Annotated in this window: 18 protein-coding genes; 4 read left to right on the top strand and 14 right to left on the bottom strand. The window is 43.9% G+C overall.

Annotated elements, in window-relative coordinates:
* The first annotated feature begins 237 nt into the window (after nt 1-237).
* Entirely contained in the window at nt 238-3,726 is a 3,489-nt protein-coding gene (locus tag SWP_RS15595) for a hybrid sensor histidine kinase/response regulator (RefSeq protein WP_020913534.1), read from the top strand.
* A 50-nt stretch (nt 3,727-3,776) separates the two neighbouring features.
* Here SWP_RS15595 and SWP_RS15600 read toward each other — a convergent pair whose 3' ends face one another.
* Complete coding sequence (locus SWP_RS15600) at nt 3,777-4,427, bottom strand: response regulator (protein ID WP_020913535.1); 651 nt, start codon at nt 4,425-4,427, stop codon at nt 3,777-3,779.
* A gap of 408 nt (nt 4,428-4,835) precedes the next feature.
* Here SWP_RS15600 and SWP_RS15605 point away from each other — a divergent pair, with 408 nt between their 5' ends.
* Entirely contained in the window at nt 4,836-5,966 is a 1,131-nt protein-coding gene (locus SWP_RS15605) for a patatin-like phospholipase family protein (RefSeq protein ID WP_044555985.1), read from the top strand.
* Nucleotides 5,967-6,018: 52 nt separating this feature from the next.
* On the opposite strand, the gene SWP_RS15610 is transcribed toward SWP_RS15605, so the two are convergent.
* Both SWP_RS15610 and SWP_RS15615 read right to left on the bottom strand, forming a co-directional pair.
* On the bottom strand, nt 6,019-6,732 hold the full coding sequence (locus SWP_RS15610; protein ID WP_020913537.1) for an SGNH/GDSL hydrolase family protein: 714 nt from the start codon (nt 6,730-6,732) through the stop codon (nt 6,019-6,021).
* Between the two features lie 26 nt (nt 6,733-6,758).
* Nucleotides 6,759-7,742, bottom strand: a complete 984-nt coding sequence (locus SWP_RS15615) for a zinc-binding dehydrogenase (RefSeq protein ID WP_020913538.1) — start codon at nt 7,740-7,742, stop codon at nt 6,759-6,761.
* Between the two features lie 199 nt (nt 7,743-7,941).
* Between SWP_RS15615 and SWP_RS15620 the strand changes: the two genes are divergently transcribed.
* Nucleotides 7,942-8,844 (top strand): LysR family transcriptional regulator, encoded by a 903-nt coding sequence (locus tag SWP_RS15620; RefSeq protein ID WP_020913539.1) that lies wholly within the window; start codon nt 7,942-7,944, stop codon nt 8,842-8,844.
* Between the two features lie 95 nt (nt 8,845-8,939).
* Here the strand turns inward: SWP_RS15620 and SWP_RS15625 are convergent, their stop codons facing one another.
* The 4 genes from SWP_RS15625 to SWP_RS15640 form a co-directional block, all read right to left on the bottom strand.
* A complete protein-coding gene (locus tag SWP_RS15625; protein ID WP_020913540.1) occupies nt 8,940-9,422 on the bottom strand; it encodes a YybH family protein in 483 nt (160 codons plus the stop codon).
* A 52-nt stretch (nt 9,423-9,474) separates the two neighbouring features.
* The gene (locus tag SWP_RS15630) at nt 9,475-9,882 is read right to left on the bottom strand and encodes a DoxX family protein (protein WP_020913541.1); all 408 of its coding nucleotides are present in this window, start codon (nt 9,880-9,882) and stop codon (nt 9,475-9,477) included.
* Between the two features lie 100 nt (nt 9,883-9,982).
* Complete coding sequence (locus SWP_RS15635) at nt 9,983-10,363, bottom strand: YybH family protein (protein WP_020913542.1); 381 nt, start codon at nt 10,361-10,363, stop codon at nt 9,983-9,985.
* A gap of 454 nt (nt 10,364-10,817) precedes the next feature.
* The gene (locus SWP_RS15640) at nt 10,818-12,767 is read right to left on the bottom strand and encodes a monovalent cation:proton antiporter family protein (RefSeq protein ID WP_020913543.1); all 1,950 of its coding nucleotides are present in this window, start codon (nt 12,765-12,767) and stop codon (nt 10,818-10,820) included.
* 362 nt (nt 12,768-13,129) lie between these two features.
* Here SWP_RS15640 and dgcS point away from each other — a divergent pair, with 362 nt between their 5' ends.
* Nucleotides 13,130-14,020, top strand: a complete 891-nt coding sequence (dgcS, locus tag SWP_RS15645; protein ID WP_020913544.1) for a diguanylate cyclase DgcS — start codon at nt 13,130-13,132, stop codon at nt 14,018-14,020.
* A 16-nt stretch (nt 14,021-14,036) separates the two neighbouring features.
* Here dgcS and tilS read toward each other — a convergent pair whose 3' ends face one another.
* The 7 genes from tilS to lpxD all read right to left on the bottom strand — a co-directional run bounded on the left by tilS (nt 14,037) and on the right by lpxD (nt 23,154).
* Nucleotides 14,037-15,395: a tRNA lysidine(34) synthetase TilS gene (tilS, locus tag SWP_RS15650; protein WP_020913546.1), complete on the bottom strand. Its 1,359-nt coding sequence runs from the start codon at nt 15,393-15,395 to the stop codon at nt 14,037-14,039.
* A gap of 3 nt (nt 15,396-15,398) precedes the next feature.
* Complete coding sequence (dnaE, locus tag SWP_RS15655) at nt 15,399-18,869, bottom strand: DNA polymerase III subunit alpha (protein WP_020913547.1); 3,471 nt, start codon at nt 18,867-18,869, stop codon at nt 15,399-15,401.
* Between the two features lie 174 nt (nt 18,870-19,043).
* A complete protein-coding gene (gene rnhB / locus SWP_RS15660) occupies nt 19,044-19,652 on the bottom strand; it encodes a ribonuclease HII (RefSeq protein WP_020913548.1) in 609 nt (202 codons plus the stop codon).
* A complete protein-coding gene (lpxB, locus tag SWP_RS15665; RefSeq protein WP_044555986.1) occupies nt 19,652-20,803 on the bottom strand; it encodes a lipid-A-disaccharide synthase in 1,152 nt (383 codons plus the stop codon). The genes rnhB and lpxB overlap by 1 nt, the downstream gene beginning before the upstream one ends.
* Before the next feature lie 67 nt (nt 20,804-20,870).
* A complete protein-coding gene (gene lpxA / locus SWP_RS15670; protein ID WP_020913550.1) occupies nt 20,871-21,641 on the bottom strand; it encodes an acyl-ACP--UDP-N-acetylglucosamine O-acyltransferase in 771 nt (256 codons plus the stop codon).
* The gene (gene fabZ, locus SWP_RS15675) at nt 21,638-22,099 is read right to left on the bottom strand and encodes a 3-hydroxyacyl-ACP dehydratase FabZ (RefSeq protein ID WP_044555987.1); all 462 of its coding nucleotides are present in this window, start codon (nt 22,097-22,099) and stop codon (nt 21,638-21,640) included. The genes lpxA and fabZ overlap by 4 nt, the downstream gene beginning before the upstream one ends.
* A gap of 38 nt (nt 22,100-22,137) precedes the next feature.
* Nucleotides 22,138-23,154, bottom strand: a complete 1,017-nt coding sequence (lpxD, locus tag SWP_RS15680; protein ID WP_020913552.1) for a UDP-3-O-(3-hydroxymyristoyl)glucosamine N-acyltransferase — start codon at nt 23,152-23,154, stop codon at nt 22,138-22,140.
* Between the last annotated feature and the right edge of the window lie 4 nt (nt 23,155-23,158).

Raw genomic sequence — 23,158 nt, forward strand, 5'->3', positions numbered from 1 at the left:
ATGCAGAATTAAAAGTATTTGCTCAATTGTGTAATGGTATTAGTGCAGTAGTATTAATACGTTAGGCGCAATACTAGCGAACTAGACACATGGGATTAACTACAATGGATTAATACTTAAGTCGATAGCTTTCGGTGCTCTTATGAAGTGAAAATGTGATATGTTAATTTCTATAACAATTAAGGGGAACTTCGCTTATTCGGCGGGTATTTCCCAATAAAAAGGTGTGACTACAGCATGTTTCCTAATTGGCTATTGGTGACGATCAGTATTAGCTATATTGGTTTGCTATTTCTGATGGCGTTTCTGGGTGATAAGTATCGAGAAAAGCTTTTTAAGCAGCAGCATACAATTATCTATTCACTATCTCTGGGCGTTTATTGCACCTCTTGGGGGTTTTTAGGTACTGCCGGACAGGCTGCCAGTAACTCTTTTTCCTACCTGCCTGTTTATATTGCCCCCATTTTACTTTTTATGTTTGCTTGGCCTTTTATTCAGCGCATCATCCGTGTCTGCCTTAAGCTCAATATTACCTCAATTGCCGATCTACTCGCCGCAAGGTTTGGTAAGTCGCAGCTGTTGGCGACCGTGGTCACCTTTGTCGCACTGTTTGGCACCTTGCCTTACATCGCGCTACAACTAAAAGCCATTGTTAACTCCTATGAAATTTTAAGACAAGATCACCTACTCTCCTCTTGGCAGTTAGGCTTGGTTGTGAGTCTTATATTGGCTGGTTTCACCATCATATTTGGCGTGAGAGCCATTGATGTCACTGAACGTCACCCAGGGATGATGCTAGCCATCGCCTTTGAATCTTTCGTCAAGCTCATCGCCTATCTCACGATTGGAATTTTTGTATCATTTTTTCTATTTGACTCTCCCATTGACATCTGGCGCCAAGCTAATGAAACGCTACCGGTATCGACTGAGTTTACTTACCCCAATATGGTGTCGATGTTTGGTTTACTCTTTATTGTTATGTCGGCATTTCTCTGTCTACCACGTCAGTTTCAAGTACTCATCGTTGAATTGAAAGAGCAAAAACATGCTCTGTGGAGTCGTTGGACATTCCCAATTTACATCTTAGTCTTTGCCTTTTTTGCAATGCCTCTAGGGCAAGCCGGCAACATACTCTACGGCGATTCACTACAAAGTGATGCCTACGTGCTGTTTCTTCCCGCCTTTAGTGGTGACGCTTGGTTAGGGCTATTTAGTTTTCTCGGCGCAATATCAGCGGCAAGCTCTATGGTCATCATTTCAACCATTGCCTTAAGCACCATGTTAAGCAATGAGGTGGTTTTCCCAACCCTTTTTAAAGTCAGCAATATTCAGAGCACCGATTTTCATAAGTTTCGTTCTCACTTATTAAACATACGCAAAGGATTAATCCTATTTGTTATCTTCTTAAGTTACGGCATGTTTCTGCTTGCTCCCCCCGATACGCTAGCGTCATTAGGAGAGGTCGCGTTTGGTGCAATAGCCCAGATAGGTCCAGCACTGTTCGCGGCATTTTTATGGCGACGAGTAACCTTAATCGGTGTACTCGCAGGAATAAGCTGTGGGTTTTCACTGTGGTTGTCACTTAACCTATTGCCGCAACTAGGCGTTTATCCTCATCCGTTTGCAGGTAGCGAGTACTCAATGACCACAATGGCTACCTTGGTTGGTTTGTTTGCCAATATCACAATGATCTGGATAGTTTCATCATTTACTCGCCAAAGTGTGCATGAACAGATGCAAATCGCACATTTTATTGAGCGCCCCGACCTTGCTAGATTACAACCCGCGCTGCCTAAATATATTAATCCTACAGAGTTAGAGTTACTGGTTGCCCGCTTTATCGGCCAAGAAAAAGCCGCCCAAGGATTCCAAGCCTTTTTCTCGACCCAGGAGCCTATATCCGACAAAGCAGCTCATAATCAAGCGCTCACTTTCTATACAGAGAATATGTTAGCGAGTGTGATGGGATCAGCCTCAGCACGTTTAGTGATATCTTACGCCCTAAATGGCCGAGATATTGCGATTGAAGATGTGGCACAATTGGTCGAGGAAGCTTCTAGCCACCGAACCGAATTTAGTCGCAGCGTACTGCACAGTGCGATAGAAAATGCCAGTGAAGGGATCTCTGTGATCGACAAGGATTTGAATTTAGTCGCTTGGAATCAACACTATTTAAATCTATTTAGCTATCCTGATGACCTTGTCTATATCGGCTGCCCAGTCAAACAGCTTATTGAATTTAACTTAAGCCATGCCTACCCATTACAACATGATTTAACCCTACAAGTTGAACGACGTTTAGCTTACCTCCGCCAAGGTAGCCGACACAGTACAGAACGAGTTCAGCCTGACGGAAAAACAATAAGAATTGAAGGAAATCCTATTCCCGATGGCGGTTTTGTGATGATATTTTCTGATATCACCATGTACCGTGAAGCGGAAAAACTACTTAAGGAACAGAATTTAGACCTAGAAGCGAGAGTATATGAACGGACTAAAAAGCTAGAGCAAGCGAACTTAAGCCTAGAACATACCAATCAAGAGCTGGCGGTGGCACTTCAAAAAGTGGAACAAGCCCACCAGAAAAAGAGCCAATACCTAAAGGCCTGTAGTCATGATCTACTGCAGCCACTCTCTGCCGCAAGATTATTTTCATCAGCATTTTTACAAGACAGCCAACTCACCAGTAAGCAACAACAGCAGATAGGTTATATCGATAACTCATTGCAAGTCGCCAATGAACTGCTATTAGATTTAAATGAAATATCACGCATAGAAAGCGGCACTATTATTCCAGAGATCACTGAGTTTGCCCTGCAAGAAGTCATTGACTCCCTCGTTGACGAATTTGGCGCTATAGCCACAACGTCCAGTGTAAAATTCAAATTTATTAAAACTCAGCTTTGGGTTAGAAGTGACAAAGTGCTATTGCGGCGAATTTTGCAAAACCTGATCAGCAATGCCTTTAGATACGCTGGGAAAGGGAAAATTCTGCTCGGCTATCGCCGCCATGGAGATAATATCTCTATTCAAGTGGTTGATGATGGACCAGGGATCCCTAAAGAAAAACAAAAGGCGATATTTGAACAGTTTACGCGGCTACAGCACTCGGGGCACGACGGCGTTAACGGCTTAGGACTAGGGCTGAATATTTCACAAGGGCTGGCCTCACTGCTTAACCATCAACTGACGTTATCATCGAAAGAGGAGCACGGAAGTATATTCAGTTTGCGTCTCACAACAGTTCAACCTCAACAACTTGCGCCTAAAGCACCGGTAGACATTCTGACCCTTAACGGAGTGCACGTGTTGTGCGTTGATAACGATCCCAATGTACTTGCAGGCATGGTGCAGCTTCTGCAAAGTTGGCACTGCCGCGTTTATCAAGCATCATCAGCTCAGCAAGCGAAAATCATGTTTGCCAAGTATGCACACAAGATTGATATCGTGTTAATGGATTATCAGCTTGAAGATGACCTAAATGGTCTCGATTTAATGCAAGAGCTGCAACAGCAAACAGACTTACCTTTACCAGGCATATTAATAACTGCAACCATTGATGAAACCGTGGTGAATACAGCAAAGAAACTTGGCTATGGCTATCTACGTAAGATAATTAAACCTATCGCACTAAGAGCGGTAATGAGTTCGACATTGGCCAAAAACCTTCGTAGCAACTATGCAGCTAGTAAGACACCGAAATACACTGCAGAAGAGGAATTGTAAGTCATAGCGCCAACCTGACAACAGGCTTACGCTATGATTTATTGTCAAAATTAAGCGGTGATAGGTGTTTTTTCTAGTTGCAACTCGTTCATCGCAATCACAGCTTGAGTGCGGGTATGCACACCGAGTTTTAAAAAGATTGCGCTGGCGTGCGCCTTAATCGTCGCTTCAGAAAGACCTAATTCATAGGCGATTTGCTTATTGAGTAAACCGTCGGCAAACATCATCAAGATACTATGTTGCCTTGGAGAAAGGCTGACAATCTTACTGGTCATGCTATCGGCTTCTATCGCTTCAAAATTATTGCACCCCGCAGGTACCCATTGCTGGCCTGCCAATACCGACTTAATCGCCGTAACCATGACTTCAACAGCAGTTGATTTTGGAATAAACCCTGCAGCACCAAACGACATACTCTTACTAACGGTGATTTTATCTTCCTGCCCCGAGATAACAACAACCCCCATTTGAGCATGGCAATTTCGAATACTAACTAAAGTATTAAACCCATGTGCTTTTGGAATATTAAGATCCAGTAGCAACAGATCGGCATCATGCCGCTTCAATACTTCATCAAGTTCTGCAACCGATTCCGCTTCAAACAAACTCACATTTTCAAAATGAGTGGTTAAGATGTTGACCAATGCTTGTCGAAATAATGGATGGTCATCAGCTATTATTATTTTTAGTGGCTGTAACATGTTCGATCCCTCATATGTACATGTTTTTAGTCTACTCCATTGCCTTTTATTATCAACTCGCCACAATTACTTCCTTGTTTATCAATTTGTTCATTTAACACTTTGATTACAAGTAGATAGCCTGCTCAGATGCTTAATAACTAATCACTGCAACATAGACTTATTAACTAGGTCAGACATTAAGATTTTATGCTAGATAAACCTTCATATTGCCAAAATAAACAAGCAATCAACCTCAAGTCTGTGAAATTCAAACATCGCGGTACTAAATCACGGCTGACTGAACCGCATTAAATAACTCAACACTAATTTGGATTTTAGACTTGTACATAAAGCGACTCTCACATATTCTGAATTTAGCGCTAGTTTTGAATAAGTTTTATTTTTCAATTGATAAGGAACGCCAATTTGGCAGATAAAGTAGCATTAGTGTTGGGCGGCGGTGGCGCAAGAGCAGCGTACCAAGTCGGTGTCCTTAAAGCTATCGTACAGTTTTACCCCCGCAATCATGGGATCCCTTTCAAGATTGTATGTGGAACTTCAGCTGGCGCTATTAATGCAACTTCTATTGCCACTCACGCCTCATGCTTTCACTTGGGTGTACGAAAATTAGAGTGGGTATGGCGCCATATTCATGCTAAAAAAGTCTATCAAGCCTCAATTGGAGGGGTACTCAAACATTTAAGTAAGATGGCGTTAAAAGGGGTGCAAAGTGATGGCGCTTCAAGCAGTGCAGGAAGTTTGTTTAACAGTGACCCTTTACGAGGGCTACTGAGTGATTTGATAAGTTTTGAACGCATAGGCCGTAACATTAGCAGCGGCGCGCTTGATGCAGTTAGCTTAGATACCTCCTGCTATAACAACTCTCGGTCAGTGACCTTCTTTCAAGGCAATCCACTTATCGAAAACTGGCAGCGCGCACGTCGCTGCGGCCAACGAACTCGCTTAAATACCGATCACCTATTGGCAAGCTCGGCCATTCCGTTGATATTCCCATCAGTGCGACTCAATCAAGAATATTATGGCGATGGTTCAGTGCATCAACTGGCACCACTGAGTAGTCCAATTCATCTTGGTGCCGACAAAATTATGGTGATCAATCTAGAAAGCCCCCATAAAGTACAACCAAGAGAACTTGAGCATCACCCGAAAACGGCCACCATAGCGGGCCATTTGCTTGATACTATATTTTCAGATACCTTAAACAGCGATCTTGAACGACTTGAACGGATAAATAGTACCTTAGCGCTGATCCCCAAAGAGAGCCGAGAAAACCTCCCTCTAAAGCAGATTGAAACACTGGTGATTAAGCCGAGTGAGGATTTAAGTGTCATCGCCTCACGCTACTTTCAAGATATGCCATTTGCAATCAGGATGATGATGAAGGCTCTCGGGATCAATGAGCATTCAGACTCGAGTGTTGGCTCATACCTGTTATTTGAGCAAGGGTACTGTAGCGCATTAATAGAGCTAGGCTACCAAGATGCCATGTGTCAAATAGATGAAATCAAGTCATTTTTCAATATCCAATCTCATTAATCATCCAAGGGATAATGCTTCCCTCATTTGATTTTCGAGCGGTATTAGCGGACTAATTGGCCATAGTTGTGTCACCAATTGCCTCAACAATACTGTCGCCCCAATGTTGGTAAATGAGTTCGCCTGGATGAAAACCATCACTGGCCATCTGCGTAGGTTCTGGCTTTAAGCCAAAATCTAACAAGGTAAAAGGTTCAGACTTGGAAAGTTGCCTCAATACCCCATTAAACTCGTCACTGCGCTTACCAAGAAACCAACGCAAAGGTTGTGGCAAAGCGGGAAAGCTTCCCATAGGTGGCACTTCAGTGAGGATCAATTGGCGGCATTGAACTTCATAGTTAAGAAACTGAATAAGCTCCCGCTGCTGAGAGCTCCATTTGGCTGCAGATATTGGACTGAGGATATCATTAACCCCTAAAGACACTACAACAATATCAAAATTAAATGGATCTTGCTGCTGCCTCTTCTTTAACATTTTAAGTGTTTGCTCTGTGTTAGAACCTGACTTAGCCAACAACTGCCAAGAAACGCTAAAATGAGCCGCTAGTCCTGCGCTCACCGTACCACTAAGCGCCTGTTGCTGCCGATTAACACCAACACCGGCTGCAGCAGAGTCCCCTAACACCAATAACGAAACTCTAGGCCCGACGCCGACTAGACCAGAGCGTTCTCCTGCAGCCTCAGGCAGTTTAGGGGTGTTTTTCTTAACAAAGCGCCCCTGTAAAAAAAATACAGGAGCGAATAGTATGAGCAATAAATAGTGCAATTTTGTATCCTTACAAAAACGAGTAACTACACTTTTACCACAATTTTTCCTAATGCTGTATTGCTATCAAGTAATCGGTGAGCTTTCTGGATCTCATCAAAGTTAAATACTTTGCTCACGATACTTGGCATCTCACCGCTCTCGACTTGTTCAGCGATCCAATTAATGGGAGATTCATGTAGCGGTAGCGCATCGCTACCAAGTAGTCCGCTGGCAAAGAAGCTGAGTTTTACCGTGTTAGGCAAATCTCCCATTAGGTTGAAACTACTTAATACGGGAGCACCACCCAACAAGCCAACAACAACCACTTGTCCCCACAATCGGATGGCTTTCATTGTGTCTTTCACAGTCGCAGCGCCGACCACTTCAAGTGCGTTATCAACTCCCTCAGGATAAAGCGCACGCACCTGCTTTTCTATATCACCATCATCAATTAATACATGGTCAGCGCCAAGTGCCTTCAGCTTATCGACACGACTAACTTGCCGAGTGGTCGCTAGCACTGTCAGTCCCCTAGCTTTAGCGTAAGTCAATGCCGCCATTCCGAGTCCTGATGTCGCTCCTCTTATCAATAAGCTTTGCCCAGCTTCGATTTTTAGATTGCCATCGAGTGCTCCCCAAGCCGTTAAATATAGCTCTGGCAGCGCAGCTAACGCCTCAAAAGCGAGTTCACTCTCTATAGCAACAACATTTTCACGTTGTACCGTCACATATTCAGCATAACCGCCGTGACGTGTAAACATCATGCCTCCCATGGCTGTCACTACTTTTTGACCGAATTTCAACTCCCCACTTGGATCTTCCACCACCTCACCAGCGGCCTCAATACCCAAAGCTTGATTGGCAACAAAGGTGCCGTAGTTTCCACTGCGGTAGTAGCTTTCGGCTTTATTAAGACCGAATGCTTTCACTCTGATTTTCACTTCCCCCTCTTGAACTTGGGGCTCTTCCACATGGCGAAGTTCTAATACATCTGCATTGCCAGGTTGTAACGCTACGATTGCTTTCATGATTATTTTCCTAATAAGTTAATTGTTGAGAACGAGGAGATAATAATCGAGTGCAGGCAAGCTGATTAGTCCATAAATGTGAGAACTTGCTTTCCATATTTGGAATAGTAAGTGCGATACATTAAAAATTACCCTATATTAATAGGATAATATCATTCGTTGACTAACAAACTTTGTCGCTAGATTTGTAGGAAAAAATATGGACTTAAACTCACTACAATTATTTGTACATGTCGTGCAACAAGGTAGCTTTTCTGCTGCATCTAGAAAGGTACGCACACCAGTATCAACAATCAGTCGTCGTATCAGCGAATTAGAGTCACAACTCGATCAGCGATTATTGGAGCGCTCAACCCGCAGCTTAGATCTCACCGACGCAGGCAAAACCCTATACCTTTTTGCATCTCGTGGCTTTGAGGAGATATCCGCAGGCAAGATCGCGATGCAGGAGAGTCAGGACAACCTATCTGGAACGCTAAGGATCTCGATTCCTCCGAATGTGGATGCTTGGGAGCCCCTTATCGATGAGTTTTATCAACGCTACCCTAAGGTCCAGTTGGAGATCATTTGCACCACACGTCGAATTGATTTTGTAGAAGATGGAATTGATGTTGTATTAAGGGTGGGCGAGCTGAAACACCAGCTAGCAGTTGCTCGCAAGTTAGGTAGTTACCGTCATGTATTGGTCGCTAGTCCTGAGTTTATACAGCGACACTCAATACCAAAGACGCCTGACGATCTAACTGAATTACCACTAGCAGTTTTCGTCAACCGCTTAGGTAACGACTACTGGCAGTTGGGTGATAGCAGAACCGCCATCAACCCTCAATTTGCCTGTAATGATTACGCGCCTATTTTGGCGATGGTTCGTAAAGGAAACATGTTGGGTGAACTGCCGCCAACTATGGTCAATAAGCTTATCAAAAGCGGTGAACTCGTTGAGCTGCTTACGGACTATCCTTTACCCGCTTTTGACCTGCATCTGCTCTACCCTTCGCGCAAATACTTATCAAACATTGCCAAAACCTATATTGATTTCTGCATTGAGTTTTGCGCAAAACACAGCCAAGACGATTCACTTTTCAACCTATTAGATAGGTAATGAACTGAGTAGCGCTAACAATCATAGATACAAAATAGCCCTTAAGGAGAACCTTAAGGAGAACCTTAAGGGCTATTTTACATCGTTGGTTAAGTTCACTTTATCTCAGAGTTAAAGATGTAATAGTAGAACTTCCAATGGCCAGCGACCTTCTTTAGTAAAAACACCTCGCGGTTCCCCTCCTGCTTCGAAGGCGTCACTCCCTTAGGAACAATAGTGCCATGGGAAGCAGTGCGTAAAAATCCATACTCTTCCCCTAACTGCATCTCCTTGATATCGAACTTGATACTAAAATCTAGTTTTGACAAGAAGTCAGTATAAAGCGCGACAATCTCTTCACTACCTTGGGCTGTTGGGAAACCTTGACCAACAAAGGTACCATCTGCAGTGTACAGTTCTCTAACTGCTGCACCATTACCTTCATTGAGTGCCTGTTGGTACTCTTTGACCAATTGAGTAATCTGCATATACTCCCCATCAGCCTCATCCTTACCTCCGGCGGCATTGGCACTGCTGAAAAAGACCGACACAATCAACAACAATATAATTTTCATTACAGGATTGAACATGGAAAACATAACTTTACCTCTATTAAATTCATTTGTACTGCGTAAGCAGTGCTATCAATATTTACTTTCTATTGGCTAACCATGCTTCAAGGCTGTAACGTCCAGGTCCACTGACCCACAAGAAGATAAATCCAGCTGCTATTGAGATGTTTTTCCAAAAGTTGATAGCTTGCATCTGGTCATCGAAATTGCTGTGAAATACCAGAGCTGATATCACTGAATAAACGGCAAATGGTAAAGCTAACGGGCGGGTAAAAAATCCTAGCAGCACTGCAAGTGCCCCGCCAACCTCAAGTGCAATAGCTGGCCAAATCAAACTAGCAGGCATTCCCATCGCAGCCATATAGCCTTGAGTCGCTTCAACATTAGCGATTTTGCCTAAACCGGAGATCATAAAAAGAGCAATTATCAATACTCGGCCAATAAGCAAAGCGGTATTTTCTGATTTAGTGAATATGGTGTTTTTCATAATGAGTTTCTCTATTTTTCAATTTTTAACACGCCAGGTAAGGTTTTACATACCTTACCTGGACGGTTGTTTTAGGTTACTTACTACAGTTAATTCGTCTTTATGCGCTGATTTCAGCATTAAAAATGTAACGATGTAGCTTCCAGTTACCGTCTATTTTTTTCACAACGAACAACTCTCTATTTCCTTCACCACCGTCTGCGGCTTGTCCTTTAGGTACTATTGAGCCAGAAGAGCGGGTTTGCACGTAACCTATGCTTTCGCCTAACTCAACCTCTAATACTTCAAACTGCACCTTAAAATCGAGCTGAGAAAGAAAGGCATTGTAAGTTGCCTCTATCGCTTTAATACCTGCTGCAGTAGGGAAAGGCTGGCCGATAAAAACAGCATCATCTGTAAATACTTCTCGTAAAATACGAGTGTCTGCATTATTTAGCACTTGTGCGTAACGGTTAATAAGTTGGTTAATTTCAGTATTCATGGTTTTTCCTAATTAATACTCTCACTAGCTAACAGCTAGATGATTAAAGTCTGTGTTTAATAAACTTGAACCCGACAACCAATAAGGCTATTTGTCATGTCGCTCTCAAGTAAGTGACGCTACTTTAACCAAGAAGTCGGAAGCTGATTAGCCCATCATTTCGAGAATAGCTATTCCATAATTGGAAAGCTGAGCGACGAACAAGTGTTGCCATAGTGGGATATAAGCAGGAATCACATTAGAAAAACCAGACCTGCAACAGTCAGATATATCAGCCATTACAGGCAGTTAAAATCAAAATGAAGGTCATTTAGAGAGGGGGAAATAGAAAAGTAGCCCGTTATAGACTACTTGCACTGAGTGAAGGTAAACACATTTAACTTGCAAGTCTTCAACAAGTATTGCATCTCGCAAGAGATTGATTTAGGTTGCCAACGACAAGCTGTCACGGCAATTAACCTTGTAATAAATAGGTTTCAGCTTTCTCTATTCGCCTAGGTTTTCCAAGCAAAATAAGAATATCACCGGGCTTTATTTGCCAGTCTAATTCAGGGTTATCCACTTCGGCCCCTGCACGGCGAACTGCGCGCAGCTCTACTCTGAGTTTTTCCCAAGGGATATCAGCGAGCGTCTTCCCCACAGCATTGGCACCTTTTGGCAAAGCCACAGCATGTAGCAACTCAAGAGTAAAGTCAGTCTCAGCGCCAGAGAAGAATCCGTGTAAGTACTGATAGTGATTGCGCCGCTCGGACTCTAAGCGCTTGAGAATTCTAGCTAGTGGCACACCACATTGATATAGCACTTGAGAGACCAACATCAAGCTGCCCTCAAGTGTCTCAGGGATCACTTGGCTTGCCCCTGCCTCCTCTAGCTCTTCCATGCCAGAGTCATCCCTAGTACGCACTAAAATTTTGGCATCTGGTGCCAGTTGGCGGCACAAGGGGAGTACCTCTTCTAAAATACGTTCGCTACTAAAAGTGATGACAATTAATTTAGCGCTACGTACATGCGCTTGTTTGAGAATACTGCGTTTACACACATCACCAAAATAGACCGGCTCTCCCGCAGTTCTTGCTTCAGAGACCCGCTTGGGATCTAAATCAAGCACAAGATAAGGTATAGCCTCTGTTTTCATAAACCTCGCAATAGTTTGCCCAACACGGCCGTAGCCTAAGATCAGCACCATTTCATCGGCAACATCTGCGCTGACTGCAATCGGTTCACCTTTTTCCTGCTTCGGCTTTAACCCCTGTAGCATACGCGCGATATCAACGCTATGGCGAACCAACCAAGGCGCTAGTGCCATTGATAATACTGCGACCATCACTAATGTGGTGCTAGTTTTCACATCAAGTAGCTGATAATTTACTGCCAGAGCCAAGACCACAAAACTAAATTCCCCCACTTGCGCTAAGCTAAGTGCGGTTGATACTGATACACGAAATGATTCTTTTGCGAGCTTTAGCAGCGATAAAATCACTAACGCCTTGCCTAAAATCACCGCGATCAATACTAAGATTATCTGCCACCAAAACTGGGTAACCAACTGGAAGTCGAGTAACATACCGATAGAGATAAAAAATAGCCCCATTAGTAGATCTCTAAAAGGACGAATATCGGCCTCGAGTTGACGACGGTACTGGCTTTCACTCAAAAGCATGCCAGCCATAAATGCACCTAACGCCATCGATAATCCCAACCACTGCGTAATTGCGCCCGTGACTAACGCGACCACCAACGTCGATAACACAAATAGTTCATTAGAACGTGACCGAGCCACCTCATCAAATAGTCTTGGTAGTGCCCATTTGCCAAATGCCATTAAAGCAATAAATGCCAAAATACCTTTCAATAATGCATAAGCCACATCACTTAACAGCAGTGGCGCGCCATCGCTCGCAAGCAGAGGCAGTAAGATCAATAATGGAACAACGGCTATATCTTGAAACAACAACACACTGACTGAAAGCTCACCATGACGACGCCTAAGCCAACCTTGCTCGTTGAGTAATTTCAATACTATCGCGGTTGAAGATAACGCAATCGCTGAACCAACCACGATGGATTCAGTCACGCTTAGGTTACAAATTAGCGCAATGACCATACTCAGTACTGCAGTAACTACTACTTGTGCACTACCTAAACCAAATACAGTTCTACGCATTGCCCAAAGCCTCGGCAAAGAAAACTCAAGCCCTAAACTGAACATTAATAGAACCACGCCAAGTTCCGCCACGGATTGCATCTGGTGCTGGGTAAACCAATGAAAACCGCTTGGGCCACTGATGATCCCCGTCATCAAGTAAGCCAGAATTGCAGGCAGTCCAGCACGCCTTAATATGGCGATAGAGACAATAGCGACTACCAACATAAGCAGTATTTGGATTAGAAAGCTGTGTTCCATGTGCTCAATGTACTCCTAGGGACGGTATAAATTTCTATGCTTGGATTTGTTGCATTTATTTATCATAAAGAATAATACTTGTACTACAAGTCAAAGAGACGAATAAGCATTTAAAAATTAAACACTAAGTGCATTTTTCAACTCCCCAGCCTTAGTGTTTAATCGACATTTTGACCAAAAAGCAATGCCCCCAAAACCATTGTTCTTTTGCTCGTCAAAATCCCGTCACAACTCGATTTACCAATCAAAATATACAGCTAACCTATTGAGAAGCACTGATAAAAAACCACACACTACACACTGGCACGATTAGTGCTTGATAATTGTTTGGTAATACCGCTAATCTATTTGGAGTTGAGTACATGGAATTTGGCCTAGCGACCGAGTTTTTTCCTAACGAATATCGTGTAGAAGCAGATCATGAATCTGGCTACCCGTTAGATCTTGATCTTGTCACCATCATTCAACAACTGCATCAACATTTAGATCCGCGGACAGTGTTTGCCTGCTTCGGCAAAATCATGGGGCAATACTTGCCGCTTCATGGCGTCCAGTTGAATTATAAGCAATACCACTTTCAATGGGGTCGACCTGGTGGCTACTCAATTGAACAGCATTTAACGTTAGCTGACTCTATGGTTACGGTTAACTATAACCTAAAAGCACCGTTAGTGCCGTCGCAAGCTCAGCGTTTAAACCAGTTACAGGAACTTGTGTTACAACCCTTATTCAATGCGATTCAGTTTCAAGAAATATCAAAACAAGCAATGTTTGACGCGCTGACTCAGTTAGGTAATCGCCACTATTATCTTGAGCAGGTCAAGAAAGAGGTTGCTAGAGCACAACGAAGCCATAGTACCTTCTCATTAGTCACTTTAGACCTTGATAACTTCAAACAGCTCAATGATCGGTATGGTCATCAGTTAGGCGATGCAGCATTGGTCTCTTTTGCCAAATTGCTTAACCGGGTGATCAGAGATACCGATCAAGCCTTTAGGATTGGAGGTGATGAGTTTACGATATTGGTACAAGGTGATGCAAAGGCCGCAGCAATTCTGTGTCAAAGGGTTTTAGTCGCCTTAGAGGAACTGACCACGATAGAAAACTATCAAATAAGAACCAGTTTAGGGATCGCACAGTGGGATAACAATGACTCTGAGCACAGCTTATACCAAAAATCAGATAGTGCACTTTATCAAGCAAAAGCGATGGGCAGACAGTGCTATAGCATATATCAGCCCAAGGATTGCTAATTATTTCAATAGAAGGTTAGCTACTTTTAAGAGTAAGCCCAGTTTCGTTCTCGCTACAAAGATAGGCCTTTTCATTCCAATAACCGATAGCGCTTACTAGCTTGCCGTTGTAACACAATAACGGAACTTTAGCTCTTACCCACGGCGGCACGGCAAACTCTTGCCAAAGCTTCTTTAACTCGCGCCCTTTATTGCGATTATGCGGCTGACAGCGGGTGCTGCCAGGTAATGAAAACTCAATGGTGACCTTTTCATCTTCGCGTGGTAAACGCACCCCAACGCCAATAAATAAGTCTGCTTGTAGCCGTTTTCCAGTACCACAGCTAATCCCCTGTGCGACTAACTCATTGATTGATAACACCGTGATATTGTTTAGTGGTGCCTCTTTGGTTAATGCAAGAAAGTAACCAGCGCCCTTATAACGTTTTATGACAACGTCCGCTAATTTTATTTCAATATTGGCATCAGCTTTAGCATCAAGCAACTGGCTAAGAATTTCCTCAGCTTGTACTTTTGAAGGTGGAGCAAATCCCAACTGATCCATTTGCCCTCGTAGTAACAATGCTTGCCAAGCTTTAGAATGCTCTGCTAACGCAGCCAGTTCAATCACTGACTCTTCACCCTCTAGTCTTTGAATAGAGGGCAAACGCGCCGCCATCTCCTCATCGACAACACTCTGTTGCATCGCACATAACTCAGCGCTTCGGCTAGCTGTTGCTGCAATGGCGCTCCAGCGCTGCTTTAACGATGGAATGATAGATTGGCGTAGAAAATTTCGATCATATTTTTCATCAAAATTACTCTCATCTTGAATATGACTGATTTGATGTTTCATTGCGTAGGCTTCAACTTCACTTTTACTTATATCGAGCAGCGGTCGAATAAGCCACTTATTTTTGTCGAATGACTGTACTTTGCCCATTGCCGACAGACCTTTTGGGCCGAGTCCTCGCTTTAAAGCCAGCAAAATAGTTTCCAATTGATCATCTTGATGATGAGCCGTCATTAAAATATCAGCAGCTTCCATTTGGGCTAATAACGCCTGGTAACGCACTGAGCGAGCTTGCGCTTCGATACTAACTCTTGGAGCTATTGTCACTTCAACTCGCGCAACAGTACAAGGAAGTTTATAGAGAGCTGCCTGCGCTTGGCAGTGCTTTGCCCAGTCGTCTGCATTATCGCTTAACCCATGATGAACGTGCACTAACTGGTATTCAAACTGCGGCTGCTGCTTCGCAAACAACGATAACCCTTGTGCTAAGATCTCTGAGTCAACTCCGCCACTATAAGCCAACACGATTTTACGGGGCTTTTGGCTCAAATCAATCGATGGTAATTCGTCGATACAGTGTTGGATCAGCTCTGCAATATCCATAACTTAAAAGACAATCCGAACTTTGTTTGAGCCTGTTAATGACTCAAGCGCCAACATCAAATCATCGGTTGGGTTCACCCGCCATTCATCACCTAGTGCAAACTGCGCCCTAGTTTCTGGCTGGGCGTAATTGATTAACACTGGTACAGCGCCATTTTTCCATGGCTCAACTGCTGCCTGAAAACGGTTTAACCAGTCTCCATCAACCTCTGTTGACTGCAAGTCAACTTCAACCGCATTTGCAAAGTGGCTGCGCGCTTCGCCCATATCAATAATGTTACGTGCAGTCATGCGGTTACCGCCGGAGAAGTCATCGAAACTGACTTCGCCTTCAATAATCAAAATACGGTCTTTTTCAAGCAAGTGGTTAAATTTCTCGAACGCTTCGGTAAATAACATTACCTCTAAGCGTGCACTTTTATCATCCAAGGTCACTAAGCCCATTTTAGCGCCACGCTTGGTCATCATAACCCGAGTGGCGACCACAAGCCCTGCCGCTTTCACGGTTTTTCCGCGTTCAGTTGGGTGCACATCTTTCAGGCGCCCAGATGTGTAATGCTTAAGTTCTTTGAGATACTGATTAATCGGGTGGCCAGTTAAATACAAACCGAGTGTGTCCCGCTCTCCCTCTAACCAAACTTTATCTGGCCACGGTGTACAATCAACGAACTGCTGTTTGTCATCTTCTGGCTCATTATTTAATAAACCAAACATATCATGCTGACCAATTGCCTCTGCTTTAGCATGTTGGTCTGCTGCGCGAATAGCTTCTGGTAGCGTGGCTACCAACGCGGCTCGGTGTGGGCCAAGATTGTCCAATGCTCCCGCGCAAATGAGCTTTTCAATCACGCGACGATTAAGTTTTTTAAGATCAATTCGGGCACAAAAATCAAATAAGTCAGTAAATGGACCATCTTTTCTGGCCTCTAGTATCGAGTCAACAGGACCTTCACCCACCCCTTTAACCGCACCAATACCGTAAACAATATTAAGATCGTCATCGACAGTGAATCTAAACAAGCCCTTATTCACATCAGGTGGGATCAGCGGTAATCCCATACGTTCGCACTCATCAACCAAAGTCACGATCTTGTCGGTATTATCCATATCCGCAGACATAACCGCTGCCATAAACTGCGACGGATAATGAGTCTTTAACCAAAGAGTCTGGTATGACACCAACGCGTAGGCTGCAGAGTGTGATTTGTTAAAACCGTAACCCGCAAACTTTTCTACCAGATCGAAGATCTTCATCGACAATGGACCATCAACGCCGTTTTTAATCGATCCCTCTTCGAAAGTACCGCGCTGCTTAGCCATCTCCTCAGGCTTTTTCTTACCCATCGCTCGACGCAACATATCGGCGCCGCCCAAAGTATAACCCGCCAATACCTGAGCAATTTGCATCACTTGCTCTTGATATAAAATAATACCGTAAGTTGGCGACAGTAATTCTTTAAGTGATTCGTGCTGGTACTCAGCATCAGGGTAAGAGACTTCTTCGCGACCATGCTTACGCTCAATGAAGTTATCTACCATGCCTGACTGCAAAGGGCCGGGTCTAAACAATGCTACCAATGCAATCATATCTTCAAAGCAGTCAGGCTGAAGACGCTTAATCAAATCCTTCATACCACGGGATTCAAGCTGGAATACCGCTGTCGTTTCGTAGCGTTGTAATAACTTAAAACACTTAGGATCTGTCAGCGAAATAGACTCAATTCGCACGCGATCTTCGCCATTCTTGTCTTTAACGGCGTTCACCATCTGCAACGCCCAATCAATAATGGTGAGCGTTCTTAACCCTAAGAAATCGAACTTAACCAGACCCGCGGTTTCTACATCGTTTTTATCGAACTGAGTAACAGGGTTAAGCCCTTCGGAGTCACAGTAAATAGGGGAGAAATCAGTAATTTTGGTCGGCGCGATAACAACACCACCGGCGTGCTTACCAGCGTTACGGGTAACACCTTCCAAAATCCGACACATATCGATAAGGTCTTTAACCTCCTCGCTGCCATCGTAGGACTCCTGCAAAGCGGGTTCGACTTCAAATGCTTTAGCCAGCGTCATGCCAGGCTCAGCAGGGATCATCTTAGAGATCCTATCGACAAAACCGTAAGGGTGTCCTTGCACACGACCCACATCTCGTATTACCGCTTTAGCCGCCATGGTACCGAAGGTAATAATCTGCGATACCGCATCACGGCCGTAAAGATCGGCCACGTGGTCAATAACCTCATCTCGACGATCCATACAGAAATCGACGTCGAAATCCGGCATAGATACACGCTCAGGGTTAAGAAATCGTTCGAATAGTAGATCATACTCTAATGGATCAAGATCGGTAATTTTGAGAGCATAGGCCACTAGCGACCCCGCTCCCGAACCTCGACCAGGGCCAATAGGGATATCATTATCTTTACCCCATTGAATAAACTCCATGACAATCAGGAAGTAGCCAGGGAAACCCATCTCGTTAATAACTTTAAGTTCAATATCTAAACGTTCATCGTATTCTGGTCGTTTTTCAGCTCTTACTTCTGGATCAGGAAACAAAAACTCTAAACGTTCCTCAAGTCCTTTTTCAGAAACATCGACCAAAAAGTCTTCAATGGTCAAATCGCCAGTAGGAAAGTTAGGCAGGAAATATTCATTCAAACGCACAGTAACGTTACAACGCTTGGCGATCTCAACGGTGTTTTGAATTGCTTCTGGAATATCCTCGAACAATTCGCACATCTCTTCACTACTCTTAAAATACTGCTGATCACTGTATTTTTTAGGTCTGCGAGGATCGGCTAGCGTAAAACCATCGGAGATCGCCACCCGAATTTCATGGGCTTCAAACTGTTCAGGTTTATTAAACACCACTTGGTTGGTAGCAACGACAGGTAAATCCTTTGCCTGTGCTAACTCCACAGCCATATGCAAGTAACGCTCTTCATCTGGACGACCGGTGCGTAACAATTCTAGGTAATAACGGTCAGGAAAGTGTGTTTGATAAAATTCAATTAGGGAATCAACTTGAGCCTTGTTGTCTTTTAGTAACGCTCGACCAACATCACCATGGCGTCCACCAGAGAGTAAAATCAAACCGTCGTTATACTTAGCTAACCACTCATGATCAATCACTGCTCTATCATCAATATGGCCGCGAAGATAAGCATCACTGATCAGTAGCGTTAAGCTCGAATAACCTTCATTATTCATTGCAATTGCAGTAATAGAACAAAGCTCATCGACGCCCGGCACTTGTACCCAAAACTCAGTGCCGATGATGGGTTTTATTCCGGCACCATGACAGCCGCCGTAAAATTTTACCAGTCCACACATATTAGTCTGATCCGTCAACGCCACTGCAGGCATCCCAAGCTCGCTCACTTTAGCAAGAATAGGTTTAACCTTGGACAGCCCATCAGACATTGAAAAGTCACTATGGACGCGCAAATGCACAAATAAAGGATCAGACATATATGGAGTATCTTTCTTTTAGGTAGATGAAGACAAATAGTCAATATTACAGAGTAAAACATGGACTAGCAGCAAACAAGCGAAACCGCTAATCTAGACAACGGATGGATAAATTTTTAGCGACCATGATCGCCGTGTATACAATTAAGAACATGGGATAAAAAAGGACGAGTTCTACATCGCCTCACGTACTGGCCGAAAACTTTTACGATGTTCAGCAAGAATGCCGTACTTCGCTAATGCTTCAAAATGAGCCTTAGTCGGGTAACCTTTGTGTTTCTCAAAGCCATATTCAGGATACTGCGCAGCTAAAGCCTCCATCTCACGGTCGCGTACTACTTTCGCAACGATTGATGCGGCACTAATAGCATCGATAAGACCATCGCCCTTGATAATAGCATGGCTCTGCATGCCAAAATCAGGACAACGATTACCGTCGACTAATACAGAGGTCGGCTTAATAGATAGTCCTGCAACCGCTCGCTGCATTGCCATCATAGTGGCATGTAATATATTGATCTCGTCAATTTCAGCCGGCGTTGCCGCCCCAACACTGACGCTTAAAGCTTTCTCTTGGATCTGATTAAATAGCAACTCTCGCTTTTTCTCTGAAAGTTTCTTTGAATCATTCAGGCCAACAATTGGATTATGGGGGTCTAAAATCACTGCCGCCGTCACCACATTACCAATCAGTGGCCCCCGACCAACCTCGTCAACACCTGCATATTGCCCAACACAGATAGCGTCTATCTGCTCAGGTGTTATCCCTTTAAACACTGCCATTAACTTTGTTCCTCAACGAGCTTAATTACCGCATCTGCCGCACGTGCACTGGCATCACGACGAATATCATTATGCATTGCCATGAAACGATCATGTAGCGGAGTAAAATCGCTATCGAGTTGCACAGATACTGCATCAGCAATCTTTTGTGCGGTACAGTTCTCTTGAATAAGTTCATCCACGATATCATCGTCAGCCAACAAGTTTGGTAGCGAATATCGTTTAGTGAGCATCATACCTTTCGCAATACGATAGGTAATGGGGCTTACTCTATAGGCAACGACCATAGGTCTTTTAACGAGCATCGCTTCGAGTGTTGCAGTGCCTGATGCGAGCAATATGCAATCGGCTGCAGCCATCACTTCGCGCGAATGCCCCTCGATTAAATGAATCTCCAAATCTGCAGCATAGTCGCTAAGAGCTTGTTCGAATTGTGCCCTGCGTTTTTCATTCACAAGTGGCGTGACAAATTTGATATCAGGATAACGTTGCTTAATCAAACTAGCAGCCTTAACAAACGGCTCGGCAAGCATTTTTAACTCGCCACCTCGCGATCCTGGTAAAATAGCCAAATATTCAGCTTCGCTATCAAGTCCAAGTAATTTGCGCGCCTCAGCTTTGCTGCTTTCTAATGGGATGTCATCTGCTAACGTGTGGCCGACAAAGGTACAAGGTACTTGGTACTTATCGTAAAAGGCTTTCTCAAATGGCAACAGTGACAACACCATATTAGTCGCCTTTGCAATTTTAAAGATTCGTTTTGGTCGCCATGCCCATACTGACGGGCTAACATAGTGAACCGTTTTGATGCCACGAGCTTTAAGCTTTAACTCAAGCCCTATATTAAAATCAGGCGCATCTATACCGATAAAGCAGTCCGGCTTGAGTTGCGTGATTTCATCAATGAGCGACGCCCTCACCTTCAACAACCTCGGTAAACGCGAAAGCACCTCAACAATCCCCATCACTGCAAGTTCTTCATAGGAGAACAGAGATTCAAAGCCAAGGGCGTCCATGCGTGGACCACCAATACCAACAAAGCGTGCATCTGGATAGCTTTGTTTAAGCGCCTTAATTAGGCCTGCGCCTAGAATATCACCTGAGATTTCTCCGGCGACCATAGCAAATATACGAGGAGTGTTTGAGCTCATAGAGAGGAGTCTATTTTAGGATGAATGATAAAGAAAAAACCCGCTATATAACGGGTTCTTATTCTTTCTAACGAACGATGCCTCTATTAGAGGAAGCTATAAAGTCGACCAACAGTTTAACTTGTTCATCATCTTCAGCCGCCTCCTTTAGCTGCTCGACCGCTTCTTCTACGGTTAAGCCGTTACGGTACAGCGTTTTATAAGCTCGTCGAACAGCAAGCTGAGATTCTTTAGAGAATCCACGACGCTTAAGTCCTTCACTATTAAGACCTCTCGGCACTGCGGGTTGACCCGAAGCCATTACAAACGGTGGCACGTCGTTCAAAATCAAAGAATAGCCAGCCGTAAATGCGTGAGCGCCGATCTTAACAAACTGATGTACGCCTGTCATGCCACCAAGAATGGCATAATCACCAACATGGACATGACCCGCAATTGAGGCATTATTCGACATGATAACGTTGTTGCCGACTACGCAGTCGTGGGCAATATGCACATAAGCCATAAACAGGTTGTTTGAACCGATGCGGGTTTCCCAATTATCTTGAGTTGTACCGCGGTGAATTGTTACCGATTCGCGAATAACATTATTATCGCCAATAATCAGACGAGTTGCTTCACCTGCAAACTTCTTATCTTGGCAGTCTTCGCCTACAGAGGCGAATTGATAAAATTTATTACCTTTGCCGATAACAGTTGGGCCTTTCACAACGACGTGTGAACTAAACCAACAGTCATCACCAATTTCTACGTCTGCGCCAATATAAGTCCACGGACCTATAGTGACGTTATTGCCAATTTTGGCATCTGGATGGATGTAAGCTAATTTATCGATCACTTGGAAATCTCTCTCCGTGCACACATTATTTCGGCTGAACAAACAACCTCGCCATCCACTTTGGCTTCGCCAGTAAATACGCCTATTCCACGGCGCTCTTTAATCATTTTAACTTCGAAATGCAACTGATCGCCTGGTTCTACAACACGCTTAAAACGTGCTTTGTCGATCCCAGCAAAATAGTATAGTGCATCGTTCGAAGGTGCATCACTCATCGTCTTGAATGCTAAAAGACCTGTAGCTTGCGCCATAGCTTCTAAAATCAATACGCCTGGCATCACAGGTTGAACCGGGAAATGCCCCTGAAAGAATGGCTCATTAATGGTGACGTTTTTGATAGCGTGTAAGGTCTCACCTGGGGTGAAATCCAATACTCTATCAATCAATAAAAACGGGTATCTATGAGGTAAAAACTTTAGGATCTCTTTGATATCCATTGTATTCAATTGATTTGACACGAAACTTATTCCTTAATCTGCCCTAGGCAGCTAATCATTTACTTTGTGTTTTTCTCTAGCAACTTCACGCGCTGAAAAAGCCCATCAAGTTGTCTAAAGCGAACAGTATTTTTACGCCACAGTTTGTTATCCATCGCAACCGTTGCAGAAGAATATACACCCGGCTCTCGGATCACACTGGTAATATTAGTGCTACCAGTAACATGTACACCGTCGCAAATACTTAGGTGTCCTGAAATTGCGCAATTGCCGCCGATGATACAGTGCTTACCAATAGTGACACTACCAGCAACAACGGTACTTCCCGCTATCGCGGTATTAGCACCAATAATATCGTTGTGCGCTATCTGAACTTGGTTATCTAAAATAACGCCGTCATGAATTTCGGTATGATCTATCGCGCCGCGATCAATGGTAGTATTTGCACCGATCTCGACACGGTCTCCAATTCGAACACCGCCAGTTTGTGGGATTTTAATCCACTGACCACGTTCATTGGCATAACCGAATCCATCTGAGCCTATAATAGTACCCGAATGAACAATACAGTCTTGACCTAAATGTACATCATGATAGACGGTCACATTCGCCCATAATAATGTGTTAGAGCCAATAACACTGTCTTGTCCAACAACACTGCCAGCGCCAACTTGGACATTGTTACCAAGAACAACATTTTCACCAATCACTGCATTGGCACCAATAGCAACATCCTCTCCTAGCATAGCAGAAGCAGCTATTTGTGCAGAAGGGTGAATATTTTCAGCCGCTTTTGGCGTGGTATCAAGGAATTGTGCAATGCGGGCAAAGCCAACATAGGGGTCTTTTAGGACAATAGCATTGCCCTTAAACCCTTCAGCATCTGCCGGACTCATCAAAATCGCTGATGCAGCAGTAGTTTCAAGCTGCGAACGGTATTTTGAGTTTGCCAAAAAAGAGATTTGACCTTTACCTGCACCGTCCAAAGTGCCGACCGTTGATATTTCAACGGAGTCGTCACCTTGAACATCTGCATTAAGATGGTCAGCCAGTACTCTTAAAGTATAGCTAGTCATCTAA

Source organism: Shewanella piezotolerans WP3 (assembly GCF_000014885.1).
Lineage (GTDB): Bacteria > Pseudomonadota > Gammaproteobacteria > Enterobacterales > Shewanellaceae > Shewanella > Shewanella piezotolerans.